The sequence below is a fragment of the Pseudomonas sp. S3_G06 genome (assembly GCF_054667565.1).
Genome location: NZ_CP162738.1, coordinates 5,353,667 through 5,366,052, shown reverse-complemented (window position 1 = coordinate 5,366,052; position 12,386 = coordinate 5,353,667). Strand labels below are relative to the sequence as shown.

Genomic DNA, 12,386 nt, shown 5'->3' with positions numbered 1-12,386 from the left:
TCGCGAATGCATTGTGTCAGTCACCCTGTTGAGTGAATGACACACCGCTTTCGCGAGCAGGCTCGCTCCCACAGTGGGTTCTGGTGTGGGCAGTTATTGCGCGGTAGCTTTCAGGCCTGTGAGCAGCAGGCGTTGGAAAAGGTCCTCCTTCAGGCCCTCCGGATTCGTCAGTTGCATCCGCTCAAGATGTTCCGGGAACGCCGAGGCCTCCGGCGCATCCAGCGCTGCCTTGCCCAAGTCGAGAATCTCGGTCAGCTTGAACTTGCTCTTCAGCCAGTTCAGCGCCCGCAGCAGATCCCGTTCGATGGCGGTGAAATCACAGCCCAGCGGATACTCCGGAAACAGGTTCGGATGCCGCGCGGCAATCGCCTGCAAGCGTTGCGGTGTGTTGTCGGCAAACCGTGGATCGAGACGAAAATCCTTCGGCAGCTTGCCGACTTTCTGCGCCTGCTCGATCAGCCCCGGCTGGAAGCGAGAATCACTGATGTTGAGCAACGCTTCGATCACCGCCGCGTCGGATTTACCGCGCAGATCAGCGATGCCGTACTCGGTGACGACGATGTCGCGCAAGTGCCGCGGGATCGTGCAGTGGCCGTAGTCCCAGACGATATTGGAGCTGACCTCGCCGCCGGACTCGCGCCAGCTGCGCAGGATCAACATCGATCGCGCGCCCTCCAGCGCGTGACCCTGAGCAACAAAGTTGTACTGGCCGCCAACACCGCTGAGCACGCGTCCGTCTGCCAATTGATCAGCCACGCCGGCGCCGAGCAGAGTCATGGTGAACACGGTGTTGATGAAGCGCGCATCAATGCGCTGCAAGCGCTTGAGCTCTTCCTGGCCGTACAGCTCGTTGATGTAGCTGATGCGGGTCATGTTGAATTCCAGCAGCTTGCTTTGCGGCAACTCGCGCAGCCGCTCATAAAAACTGCGCGGGCCAAGGAAGAAGCCGCCGTGCACCGAGATACCGTCGGGCTGCGCGGCTTCGTCGAGGGTACCGGCGTTGGCCTGCTCCTGAGTCGGCACATCCGGATAGACCTTGCGCCGAATGATCCCGGCATCCGCCAATACCAACAGCCCGTTGACGAACATCTCGCTGCAACCGTAAAGGCCTTTGGCAAATGGCGCGGTGCCGCCCTCGCGCTGGATCAACTGCGCCCACTGGCTGAGGTTGATGTCATCGAGCAACGCCTGATAACCGGCGTTATCGGCCTGACGGGCAAGTAGCGCAGCAGTCAACGCATCCCCCATCGAACCGATACCAATCTGCAATGTACCGCCATCGCGCACCAGCGTACTGGCGTGCAAGCCAATGAAATGATCCTGAAAGCCCACGGGCATGTTCGGCGTGGAAAACAGCGTGCTGCTGTCCTTCTCGTCGATCAGCAGATCAAACGTGTCGATGTCGACTTCCGCATCGCCGGGCATGTACGGCAGATCCGTATGCACCTGGCCGACCAGCACAATGGTCTCCCCCGCCTCGCGGCGCTTGGCGATCATCGGCAACAGGTCGAGGGTGATGTCCGGGTTGCAGCTCAGGCTTAAGCGATCAGGGTGTTCGCTGCTGCTGGCGAGCAATTGCGCCACCAGATTGAGACCCGCTGCGTTGATGTCGCGAGCGGCATGGCTGTAATTGCTGCTGACGTAATCCTGCTGCGCCGGCGCGCTGTTGAGCAGACTGCCCGGCTGCATGAAAAACTGTTGAATGCGGATGTTGGCGGGCAGGCTGTCGCGCTGCAGATCGGCGAGGAAATCGAACTCCGGATAATCACCAAACACCCGCTCTACAAAGGGCTCGATAAAGCGCTTCTGCAAGCCATCGCCCAGATTCGGCCGACCGAGGCACAGCGCGGTATAGATCGTCAGCTGCCGCTCGGGCAGCTCCTTGATCCGCCGATACAGCGCGTTGACGAAGTGATTCGGCTTCCCCAGCCCCAGCGGCAGGCCCATGTGGATGTGCGCAGGCAAACGCGCCAGCACGTCGTCCACCGCCTGTTCGATCGAACACAACTGCACCATCTGAAGCCTCCCGCCCGTTCCGTTGATAGGGGTAGACCGAGATTGCCTTGAGTTTGCTGCAAAGGACAGCATTTGGTTTGGAGGGATCAGGGCCTGAATGAATCGGAAACCAGAAACCACAGACACAAAAAAACCGTCCGAAGACGGTTTTTTTCAAAGCCGGCGCTGATTACAGACCGGACATCTCTTTGATCGCGCCCTTGAGCTCTTCATCGGAGCAATCGGCGCAGGTGCCTTTTGGCGGCATGGCGTTGATGCCGGTGATGGCTTTGGCGAGGATGCCGTCGAGGCCACCCTGATGGTCAGCGCGCTCCTTCCAGGCTGCAGTGTCATTGATTTTCGGCGCGCCCAACAGGCCGGTACCGTGGCAAGCGTTGCAGTGCTTGGCAATCACCTCGTCCGGGGTTCTCGCGCCGCCACCGCCGCCAGCCGTCGCGGCCACTTCCATACCCTTGCATTCCTGCCCTTGCACACACACCTGTCCGACCGGCTCGAGGCGTTTGGCGATGTCGTCATTTGTCGCAGCTTGAGCGCTGACAGCCCAGAGGGCCAGTACGGTTGCTGGTGCAGCCAGCATTTTCATAATTAGGTTCACGCGTTCACCCTCAATGGTGGCTATTCACGCCTGCGGCCACGGTTCGCAGGCGGGCGCAAGTATAGCGGGTAGGCCGCTGTACTGAAACAACCCCATGGTTAGAGGGGTCTTGTTGCCCATCGGTAAATCGGTTCGGGCACCTTCGCCGCCATGGCCTGGCGCCTTCTGCTTAGAAATTCGCCGGCGTGGCTGCGCTGATTAGTCGCGCCGGCACGTCGAACGGGTTACGGAAACGATGCGGCTTGGTACTTTCAAAATAGTAGCTGTCGCCGGCTTCGAGGATAAAAGTTTCCAGCCCCACCACCAGTTCGAGGCGACCTTCCACCAGAATCCCGGTTTCCTCGCCTTCGTGGGTGAGCATTTCTTCACCGGTGTCCGCGCCCGGCGGGTAGATTTCGTTGAGGAAGGCGATGGCCCGGCTCGGGTGGGCGCGGCCGACCAGTTTCATGGTCACGGCGCCGTCGGAGATGTCGATCAGCTCATTGGCCTTGTAGACGATCTGGGTCGGTTGGTCCTGCAGGATCTCTTCGGAAAAGAACTCGACCATCGACATGGGAATGCCGCCGAGCACCTTTCTCAGCGAACTGATCGATGGGCTGACGCTGTTCTTTTCGATCATCGAAATGGTGCTGTTGGTGACGCCCGCGCGTTTGGCGAGTTCACGCTGGGAAAGCCCTTTGAGCTTGCGGATCGATTGCAGTCGTTCACCGACGTCCAAGGCGGGAGCCTCCTGATGTTGTAAGAATATTGAGCGTTATCATGGCGACAGCGTTCAGTATTTACAACAGCTGGCCCCCGCAGCGGCGTTAACCCTCGGAATAGAGCCTTGGCACCCGTTTCAGGTTGCAGAAGATCTGATACGGGATGGTATCGGCCCACTTTGCCACGTCGCTGGCGAGGATGTTTTTACCCCACAGCTCGACAGTTGAACCAAGCCCCGCTTCCGCTACGTCGGTCAGATCGATGCAGAGCATGTCCATCGACACGCGCCCCAGCAGGCGGCTGGGTTTGCCCGCCACCAGCACGGGTGTGCCGGTCGGTGCCTGGCGCGGGTAGCCGTCGGCGTAGCCCATGGCGACCACGCCGATGCGCATCGGCTTGTCGGTGATGAATCTGGCGCCATAGCCGATCGGCTCGCCGGCCGGCAATTCACGCACACTGATGACTTTCGACTCGAGGGTCATTACCGGTTGCAGGCGTTCAGCGACGGCGTTGGCTTCTTCGAACGGGGTCGCGCCGTAGAGCATGATGCCCGGGCGTACCCAATCGCTTTGAATTTCTGGCCAACCGAGCACGGCTGGCGAGTTGCGCAGGCTGACTTCCGCCGCCAGCCCCTGACGCGCCGCTTCGAACACCGCGACCTGCTCGGCGCTGCTCTGCGCATGGAGTTCATCAGCGCGGGCGAAATGGCTCATCAACACGATTTTCGCCACCTTGCCGCTGGCCAGCAGACGCTGATAGGCCGCTGGGTAGTCTTTCGGATGCAGGCCGACGCGGTGCATGCCGGAATCGAGCTTGAGCCACACCGTGATCGGTTTGCTCAGGACTGCCTGCTCGATCGCTTCGAGCTGCCACAGCGAATGCACCACGCACCAGAAATCATGCTCGACGATCAACGCCAGCTCGTCAGCTTCGAAGAAGCCTTCCAGCAGCAATACCGGTGCGCGAATCCCGGCGGAACGCAGCTCCAGTGCTTCTTCAATGCAGGCCACCGCAAATCCGTCAGCCTCGGCTTCCAGCGCCTGGGCGCAACGTACCGCTCCATGGCCATAGGCGTCCGCCTTGATCACGGCGAGCGCCTTGGCGCCGGTGACTTCACGGGCAATTCGGTAGTTGTGACGCAGGGCTTGAAGGTCGATCAGGGCACGGGCAGGACGCATGGCGGCAACTTCTGGGCGGTCATGGGAAGAAAAACCGGCGCTGACTGACGACGTGAACCGCCAACAGCACCGGGAGAGGGATCTTGGGAACGTTATGGCAGCGCGGCGACGATGGAGATCTCCACCAGAATGCTCGGCTTGGCCATCTTCGCTTCGACGGTGGCGCGGGCCGGCGCGGCGCCTTTGGGCAGCCACTGGTCCCACACCGCGTTCATTCCGGCGAAGTGCGCTTCGATGTCATTCAAATAGATCGTTGCCGACAACAGATGCTGTTTGTCCGTCCCGGCCAGATCGAGCAGACGTTCGATATTGGCGAGCACGTCGCGGGTCTGCTGTTCAATTCCGGCGTCGAAGTCGTCGCCGACCTGCCCGGCCAGATACACAGTGCCGTTGTGGCTGACGATCTGACTCATGCGCTCATTGGTGAGCTGGCGCTGGATTGACATGTTTTGCGGACTCCTGGGTCTGGTTGCCGTAACGGGAAATATCGAGGCCTTCAGCGCTGATCTGCGGCTTTTTCTTCGCCATCAGGTCGGCGAGCAAACGGCCGGAACCACAGGCCATGGTCCAGCCGAGCGTACCGTGACCGGTGTTGAGGAACAGATTCTTGAACGGCGTGGCGCCAACGATCGGCGTACCGTCCGGCGTGGTCGGGCGCAGGCCGGTCCAGAAACTCGCTTCGGCCAGATTGCCGCCCTGAGGATAAAGGTCGTTGACGATCATCTCCAGGGTTTCGCGCCGACGCGGGTTCAGAGACAGGTCAAAACCGGCGATCTCGGCCATGCCGCCGACGCGGATGCGGTTGTCGAAACGGGTGATCGCGACCTTGTAGGTCTCGTCGAGAATGGTCGACGTCGGCGCCATGTCCGGATTGGTGATCGGCACGGTCAGCGAGTAGCCCTTGAGCGGATACACCGGGGCCTTGATGCCCAACGGCTTGAGCAGTTGCGGCGAGTAGCTGCCGAGCGCCAGCACGTAGCGATCAGCGGTTTCCAGCTTGCCGTCAATCAACACGCCGTTGATGCGGTCACCGGCGTAATCGAGCTTCTGGATGTCCTGGCCGAAACGGAATTCCACACCGAGCTTGCGCGCCATTTCGGCGAGACGGGTGGTGAAGATCTGGCAGTCGCCGGTCTGGTCGTTGGGCAGACGCAGCGCGCCAGCGAGAATGTCGGTCACGCCTGCCAGCGCCGGCTCGACGCGGGCAATACCGGCGCGGTCGAGAACTTCAAACGGCACGCCGGATTCCTTCAGCACGGCGATGTCCTTGGCGGCGTTATCCAGTTGCGCCTGAGTGCGGAACAACTGCGTGGTGCCGAGGCTGCGGCCTTCGTAGGCGATACCGGTTTCGGCGCGTAATTCATCGAGGCAGTCACGGCTGTACTCGGACAGACGCACCATGCGCTCCTTGTTCACCGCGTAACGGCTGGCGGTGCAGTTGCGCAGCATTTGCGCCATCCACAGGTATTGGTCGATATCGGCGGTGGCCTTGATCGCCAATGGCGCATGGCGTTGAAGCAGCCACTTGATCGCTTTGAGCGGTACGCCCGGCGCGGCCCACGGCGAGGCGTAACCCGGCGAGACCTGGCCGGCGTTGGCGAAACTGGTCTCCATGGCCGCAGCAGGCTGCCGGTCGACCACCACCACTTCAAACCCGGCACGGGCCAGATAGTAAGCACTGGCGGTACCGATGACGCCGCTACCCAAGACCATGACGCGCATTTTCAATCCCTCATCGCGGCTTTTCGCCGAACTGTTTGTTAGAGCAATGATGGGCGCAGTGTAAAAAAGAAATGCCAGTGCTTTTCACTATATAAGCGCCTATATTTGGCGACAATTCTCGGCAAAAACCCTTTTCACGGAGGCGCATCCCCTATGCGTACCAACACTCAGACCAAACGTGAGCTGGACAAGATCGACCGCAACATCTTGCGCATCCTCCAGGCGGACGGGCGGATTTCCTTCACCGAACTGGGGGAAAAGGTCGGCCTCTCGACCACGCCCTGCACCGAGCGCGTGCGGCGTCTGGAGCGCGAAGGAATCATCATGGGCTACAACGCCCGGCTCAACCCCCAGCATTTGAAGGGTAGCCTGCTGGTATTCGTCGAGATCAGCCTCGACTACAAATCCGGTGACACATTCGAAGAGTTCCGACGCGCGGTGCTGAAGCTGCCGCATGTGCTGGAGTGCCATTTGGTGTCAGGGGATTTCGACTATCTGGTGAAGGCGCGGATTTCCGAGATGGCGTCGTATCGCAAACTGCTGGGCGACATTCTGTTGAAGCTGCCGCATGTGCGTGAATCGAAGAGCTATATCGTCATGGAAGAGGTGAAAGAGAGCCTGTGCCTGCCGATTCCGGATTGATCACCGCAATGATCGTTCCCACGCTCTGCGTGGGAACGATCGCTTACACCAACACCTGCCGATTCGCCGCCATGTACTCGAATATCTGCTTTTCCACCCGCGGATGAATCAGCTCCACCGGCCGCCGCTCGTTCGGGCATGGCAGCGTCTTGGTCGTACCAAACAAGCGGCAGATCAGCGGTCGCTCTTCATACACCGTGCAGCCATTCGGCCCCAGATGCACACAGTTGAGTTCTTCCAGAGCCGCATCCTGCTCGGCGCGGGTCTTGCGCGGCAGCCGGGCCATTTCCTCGGGCGAAGTGGTCACCGGCCCGCAGCAGTCGTGGCAGCCCGGCACGCAGTCGAACGTGGGGATCTGCTGACGCAGGGTGCGGATTTTCTGGCTGTTGCAGCTCATCGAAACGGTGACCAAAGTGGCGGGCTGATGATTGTGCCGCAAAAGCCCGGATCCAGACACCGCAGGCCGACCGATGTTGCCCACGTTCGGGCGTGCGGCTTATGCTCCGTCAAATTTTCTCGACACTCAGCCGTTGGATGATGCCCATGACCGCCCGCGCCCAGACCACCGCGAGCCAACCCCACGTTGCCTCCTATTACGCCGCCAGCAGCCTGCCGCAGCCTGACCATCCCGTGCTGCAAGGCGAGGTGGTGGCGGATGTCTGCGTGGTCGGCGGTGGCTTTTCCGGGCTGAATACCGCGCTGGAACTCGCCGAACGCGGTTTCAGCGTGGTGTTGCTGGAAGCGCACAGGATCGGCTGGGGCGCCAGCGGTCGCAACGGCGGGCAGTTGATTCGCGGTGTCGGTCACGGCCTTGATCAGTTCGCCAATGTCATCGGTGCCGAAGGCGTGCGCGAGATGAAACTCATGGGCCTGGAAGCGGTGGAGATTGTCCGCCGGCGCGTCGAGCGTTTCGGCATTGCCTGCGACCTGACCTGGGGCTACTGCGACCTCGCCAACAAGCCTTCCGATCTCGACGGTTTTGCCGAAGATGCCGAAGAGTTGCGCGGCCTCGGTTACCGCTACGAAACCCGTCTGTTGCAGGCCAGTGAAATGCACACCGTGGTCGGTTCCAAGCGCTATGTCGGCGGCTTGATCGACATGGGCTCCGGACATCTGCATCCGCTGAATCTGGCGCTGGGCGAAGCGGCAGCGGCGCAGCAACTGGGCGTGCAGTTGTTCGAGCGTTCGGCCGTGACGCGCATCGATTACGGCCCCGAAATGAAGGTGCACACCGCCCAAGGCTCGGTGCGGGCCAAAACTCTGGTGCTGGGCTGCAATGCCTATCTCAATGACCTCAACCCGCAACTGAGCGGCAAGGTCCTGCCCGCCGGCAGCTACATCATCGCCACCGAACCGCTGAGCGAAGAGCAGGCGCACAACCTGCTGCCGCAGAACATGGCGGTCTGCGACCAGCGGGTGGCGCTGGATTACTACCGGCTCTCGGCGGATCGACGTTTGCTGTTCGGCGGCGCGTGTCATTACTCGGGACGCGATCCGAAAGACATCGGCGCCTATATGCAGCCGAAGATGCTTGAAGTGTTCCCGCAACTGGCCGGGGTGAAAATCGATTATCAGTGGGGCGGAATGATCGGCATCGGTGCCAACCGCCTGCCGCAGATTGGCCGGCTCGCCGAGCAGCCGAACGTGTATTACGCCCAGGCGTATTCGGGCCACGGAGTGAATGCCACACACCTGGCCGGCAAGCTGCTTGCCGAAGCAATCAGCGGGCAGCACAGCGGCGGCTTTGATCTGTTCGCCAAGGTGCCGCACATCACCTTCCCCGGCGGCAAGCATTTGCGCTCGCCGTTGTTGGCGTTGGGGATGTTGTGGCATCGGCTGAAAGAGTTGGTCTGACGAATCAGGATCGTTCCCACGCTCCGCGTGGGAATGCATCCAGTGACGCTCTGCGTCACAGCGGACGCAGAGCGTGCGGGGCGGCGTTCCCACGCAGAGCGTGGGAACGCTCTGTGGTATTCATATCCGCCAAAACGGCTTCAACCCCTCCTCCCTTGCCTGCTCCAGCGTCAACCCGACATCCCTGAGTTGCTCCGGTGTCAGGCCTAGCAACGCCTTGCGCGTGTGCAGACGATGCCAGAACAGACCCCAGCGACTGAGGCCGGACGGTGCGTTACGCAGCAGATTGCGCGCGCTGTCCTTCTGCCCTGCCGCCAGTTCCTGACTGTGTAACGTCAGCCGCACATCGCTCAAGCCGTTCATTTTCGTTGCTCCTGTTTACTTGGGTAGCCAGAGATTCCATGATGCGCGGGCGAGCAAAACCATTACAGACTCAACGAACCTGTATTAACTCCATACAGATTTGCCAATTTGCTGACTGAATGATTGATTTTTTCCGCATCTGTACTGGTTTCCACCAAGACGCACCGAGGCTGCCATGACTCTGTATGTAAACCTCGCCGAATTGCTCGGCACCCGCATCGAACAAGGCTTCTATCGTCCTGGCGATCGCTTGCCGTCGGTGCGCGCCTTGAGCGTCGAGCACGGAGTCAGTTTGAGCACGGTGCAGCAGGCCTATCGCGTGCTTGAAGACAGCGGCCTCGCCACGCCGAAACCCAAGTCTGGCTACTTTGTCCCAGTCGGCCGCGAGTTGCCGGAGCTGCCCGCAGTAGGCCGCCCCGCGCAACGGCCGGTAGAGATTTCGCAATGGGATCAGGTGCTGGAACTCATTCGCGCGGTACCGCGCAAGGACGTCGTGCAATTGGGCCGTGGCATGCCCGATGTCGGCTCGCCGACCATGAAGCCGCTGCTGCGCGGACTGGCGCGAATCAGCCGGCGGCAGGACATGCCCGGTCTGTATTACGACAACATCCACGGCAACCTCGAACTGCGCGAACAGATCGCACGGCTGATGCTCGATTCCGGCTGCCAGTTGAGCGCCAGCGATCTGGTGATCACCACTGGCTGCCACGAAGCGCTGTCCACCAGCATCCACGCGATCTGCGAGCCGGGCGACATCGTCGCGGTGGACTCGCCAAGTTTCCACGGCGCCATGCAGACCCTCAAAGGCCTGGGCATGAAAGCCCTGGAGATTCCCACCGACCCGCTCACCGGGATCAGCCTCGACGCCCTTGAACTGGCGCTGGAACAGTGGCCGATCAAGGCCATTCAGCTCACCCCCAACTGCAACAACCCGCTCGGCTACGTGATGCCCGAGTCGCGCAAACGCGCGCTGTTGACGCTCGCCCAGCGTTTCGACGTGGCGATCATTGAAGACGATGTGTATGGCGAACTGGCCTATACCTACCCGCGCCCGCGCACGATCAAATCCTTCGATGAAGACGGCCGCGTGTTGCTGTGCAGCTCGTTCTCCAAAACCTTGGCGCCGGGGCTGCGCATCGGCTGGGTGGCGCCGGGCCGATATCTCGAGCGGGTGCTGCACATGAAATACATCAGTACCGGATCCACCGCGCCGCAACCGCAGATCGCCATCGCCGAATTCATCAAGGCCGGCCATTTCGAGCCGCACTTGCGGCGTATGCGCATGCAGTACCAGCGCAATCGTGACGCGATGATCGACTGGGTGACGCGCTATTTCCCGGCCGGCACCCGCGCCAGTCGCCCGCAGGGCAGCTTCATGCTCTGGGTGGAGCTGCCGGAAGGTTTCGACACGCTGAAGCTGAATCGCGCGCTGCACGATCAGGGCGTACAGATTGCTGTCGGCAGCATCTTTTCCGCCTCGGGCAAGTACCGCAATTGTCTGCGGATGAACTACGCTGCCAAACCAACAGCGCAGATCGAAGAAGCGGTGCGCAAGGTCGGCGATGCGGCAATCAAATTACTCGCTGAGACCGACTGACCTTTTTTGCGCACCCGGCGTCCAAAATGCCGACCTCAGCCGCCAACCGGAACGACCCTACGTGAGCTTCAGACAGCCCTTACTCGCTTTACTGATACTCGCCTCGTTCCTCAGCGGCTGCGCCAGCCTTGATGTGCCGCGCGAACCAAGCCAGGCCCTGCCGGCGTCGGACTCCAGCTTCGGCCGTTCGATTCAGGCTCAGGCCGCGCCCTACAAAGGGCAGTCGGGGTTTCGCCTGCTCTCCGACAGCGGCGAGGCATTTACCGCCCGCGCCGAGCTGATTCGTCATGCGCAGGTCAGCCTCGATTTGCAGTACTACATCGTCCATGACGGCATCAGCACGCGAATGCTGGTGGAGGAAGTGCTCAAGGCGGCCGACCGTGGCGTGCGCGTGCGCATCCTGCTCGACGACACCACCAGCGACGGCCTCGACCAGATCATCGCGACCCTTGCGGCACATCCGCAGATCCAGATTCGTTTGTTCAATCCGTTGCATCTCGGGCGCAGCACCGGCGTAACACGCGCGGCCGGGCGACTGTTCAATCTGTCCGTGCAGCACCGGCGCATGCATAACAAGTTGTGGCTGGCGGACAACAGCGCGGCCATCGTCGGCGGGCGCAATCTGGGCGATGAATATTTCGATGCCGAAGCCAACCTGAATTTCACCGACATCGACATGCTCAGCATCGGCCCGGTGGCCGAGCAGCTCGGGCACAGTTTCGACCAGTACTGGAACAGCGCGCTGAGCAAGCCGATCGACGAATTCCTCTCCAGCCAACCGACCGCCGTCGACCTGCAAAACACGCGCACGCGCCTGGAAGAATCGCTGGAAGAAACCCGCAAGCAGAACCACGCGCTGTATCAACAGTTGATGAAATTCACCACCGACCCGCGCATGGACATCTGGCGCAAGGAGCTGATCTGGGCCTGGAACCAGGCACTATGGGATGCACCGAGCAAGGTCCTGTCCAAGGGCGAACCCGATCCGCATCTGTTGCTGACCACACAACTGGCGCCGGAACTGACCGGTGTCAGCAAAGAGCTGATCATGATTTCCGCGTACTTCGTGCCCGGCCAGCCGGGGCTGGTCTACCTGACCGGGCGCGCCGATGCCGGGGTCTCCGTAAGTCTGCTGACCAATTCGCTGGAGGCCACTGACGTTCCGGCGGTGCATGGCGGTTACGCGCCCTATCGCAAGGCGCTGCTTGAACACGGCGTGAAACTCTATGAACTGCGCCGCCAGCCTGGGGATAACTACGGCAGCGGGCCGCGAGTGTTCTACAGCAAGTCGTTTCGCGGTTCGGATTCGAGTTTGCACAGCAAGGCGATGATCTTCGACCGGCGCAAATCGTTTATCGGCTCGTTCAACTTCGACCCGCGCTCGGTGCTGTGGAACACCGAAGTCGGCGTGCTCGTGGACAGCCCGGAACTGGCCGAACACGTCCGCGCACTGGCACTGCAAGGCATGGCGCCGACCTTGAGTTATCAGGCGAAACTCGAGGACGGCAAGGTCGTCTGGGTCACCGAAGACAACGGCCAGATGCATACCCTGACCAAGGAACCGGGGAGCTGGTGGCGGCGCTTCAACTCATGGTTCAGCACCAGCGTTGGCCTGGAGCGGATGTTGTAATCCTTTGTGGGAGCGAGCCTGCTCGCGAAAACGGTTTCACATCCAGCAAATGAGCTGACTGGTGCACCGCTTTCGCGAGCAGGCTCG

12 protein-coding genes are annotated in these 12,386 nt (G+C 61.1%); 4 read left to right on the top strand and 8 right to left on the bottom strand.

Features of this window, described 5'->3' with window-relative positions; genetic code table 11:
* Positions 1-93: 93 nt before the first annotated feature.
* The 6 genes from AB4N47_RS23905 to dadA all read right to left on the bottom strand — a co-directional run bounded on the left by AB4N47_RS23905 (position 94) and on the right by dadA (position 6,213).
* On the bottom strand, positions 94-2,016 hold the full coding sequence (locus AB4N47_RS23905) for an acetyl-CoA hydrolase/transferase C-terminal domain-containing protein (RefSeq protein ID WP_341638167.1): 1,923 nt from the start codon (positions 2,014-2,016) through the stop codon (positions 94-96).
* Between the two features lie 169 nt (positions 2,017-2,185).
* A complete protein-coding gene (locus tag AB4N47_RS23900) occupies positions 2,186-2,599 on the bottom strand; it encodes a c-type cytochrome (protein ID WP_341638297.1) in 414 nt (137 codons plus the stop codon).
* Positions 2,600-2,780: 181 nt separating this feature from the next.
* Positions 2,781-3,329 carry a cupin domain-containing protein gene (locus AB4N47_RS23895; RefSeq protein ID WP_016772566.1) on the bottom strand — a complete coding sequence of 183 codons (549 nt, stop codon included), beginning with the start codon at positions 3,327-3,329 and terminating at the stop codon, positions 2,781-2,783.
* An 88-nt stretch (positions 3,330-3,417) separates the two neighbouring features.
* Positions 3,418-4,491 (bottom strand): alanine racemase, encoded by a 1,074-nt coding sequence (alr, locus tag AB4N47_RS23890; protein WP_051600813.1) that lies wholly within the window; start codon positions 4,489-4,491, stop codon positions 3,418-3,420.
* Positions 4,492-4,583: 92 nt separating this feature from the next.
* On the bottom strand, positions 4,584-4,937 hold the full coding sequence (locus AB4N47_RS23885) for a RidA family protein (RefSeq protein ID WP_016772564.1): 354 nt from the start codon (positions 4,935-4,937) through the stop codon (positions 4,584-4,586).
* Positions 4,909-6,213 (bottom strand): D-amino acid dehydrogenase, encoded by a 1,305-nt coding sequence (gene dadA / locus AB4N47_RS23880; protein WP_206421386.1) that lies wholly within the window; start codon positions 6,211-6,213, stop codon positions 4,909-4,911. Before dadA ends, AB4N47_RS23885 begins: the two co-directional genes overlap by 29 nt.
* 153 nt (positions 6,214-6,366) lie before the next feature.
* Here dadA and AB4N47_RS23875 point away from each other — a divergent pair, with 153 nt between their 5' ends.
* Positions 6,367-6,855, top strand: coding sequence for an Lrp/AsnC ligand binding domain-containing protein (locus AB4N47_RS23875; protein WP_010465173.1), 489 nt, complete (start codon positions 6,367-6,369; stop codon positions 6,853-6,855).
* Between the two features lie 43 nt (positions 6,856-6,898).
* Here the strand turns inward: AB4N47_RS23875 and AB4N47_RS23870 are convergent, their stop codons facing one another.
* The gene (locus AB4N47_RS23870) at positions 6,899-7,252 is read right to left on the bottom strand and encodes a YkgJ family cysteine cluster protein (protein ID WP_253497169.1); all 354 of its coding nucleotides are present in this window, start codon (positions 7,250-7,252) and stop codon (positions 6,899-6,901) included.
* Positions 7,253-7,398: 146 nt separating this feature from the next.
* On the opposite strand from AB4N47_RS23870, the gene AB4N47_RS23865 reads away from it, so the two are divergent.
* The gene (locus AB4N47_RS23865; protein WP_341638168.1) at positions 7,399-8,709 is read left to right on the top strand and encodes an NAD(P)/FAD-dependent oxidoreductase; all 1,311 of its coding nucleotides are present in this window, start codon (positions 7,399-7,401) and stop codon (positions 8,707-8,709) included.
* Between the two features lie 120 nt (positions 8,710-8,829).
* Here AB4N47_RS23865 and AB4N47_RS23860 read toward each other — a convergent pair whose 3' ends face one another.
* Positions 8,830-9,072 carry a DUF1127 domain-containing protein gene (locus AB4N47_RS23860; protein WP_073470922.1) on the bottom strand — a complete coding sequence of 81 codons (243 nt, stop codon included), beginning with the start codon at positions 9,070-9,072 and terminating at the stop codon, positions 8,830-8,832.
* Positions 9,073-9,247: 175 nt separating this feature from the next.
* Between AB4N47_RS23860 and AB4N47_RS23855 the strand changes: the two genes are divergently transcribed.
* Positions 9,248-10,669 carry an aminotransferase-like domain-containing protein gene (locus tag AB4N47_RS23855; RefSeq protein WP_341638169.1) on the top strand — a complete coding sequence of 474 codons (1,422 nt, stop codon included), beginning with the start codon at positions 9,248-9,250 and terminating at the stop codon, positions 10,667-10,669.
* Positions 10,670-10,730: 61 nt separating this feature from the next.
* The gene (locus AB4N47_RS23850) at positions 10,731-12,299 is read left to right on the top strand and encodes a phospholipase D family protein (RefSeq protein ID WP_150742914.1); all 1,569 of its coding nucleotides are present in this window, start codon (positions 10,731-10,733) and stop codon (positions 12,297-12,299) included.
* The last annotated feature ends 87 nt before the right edge of the window (positions 12,300-12,386 follow it).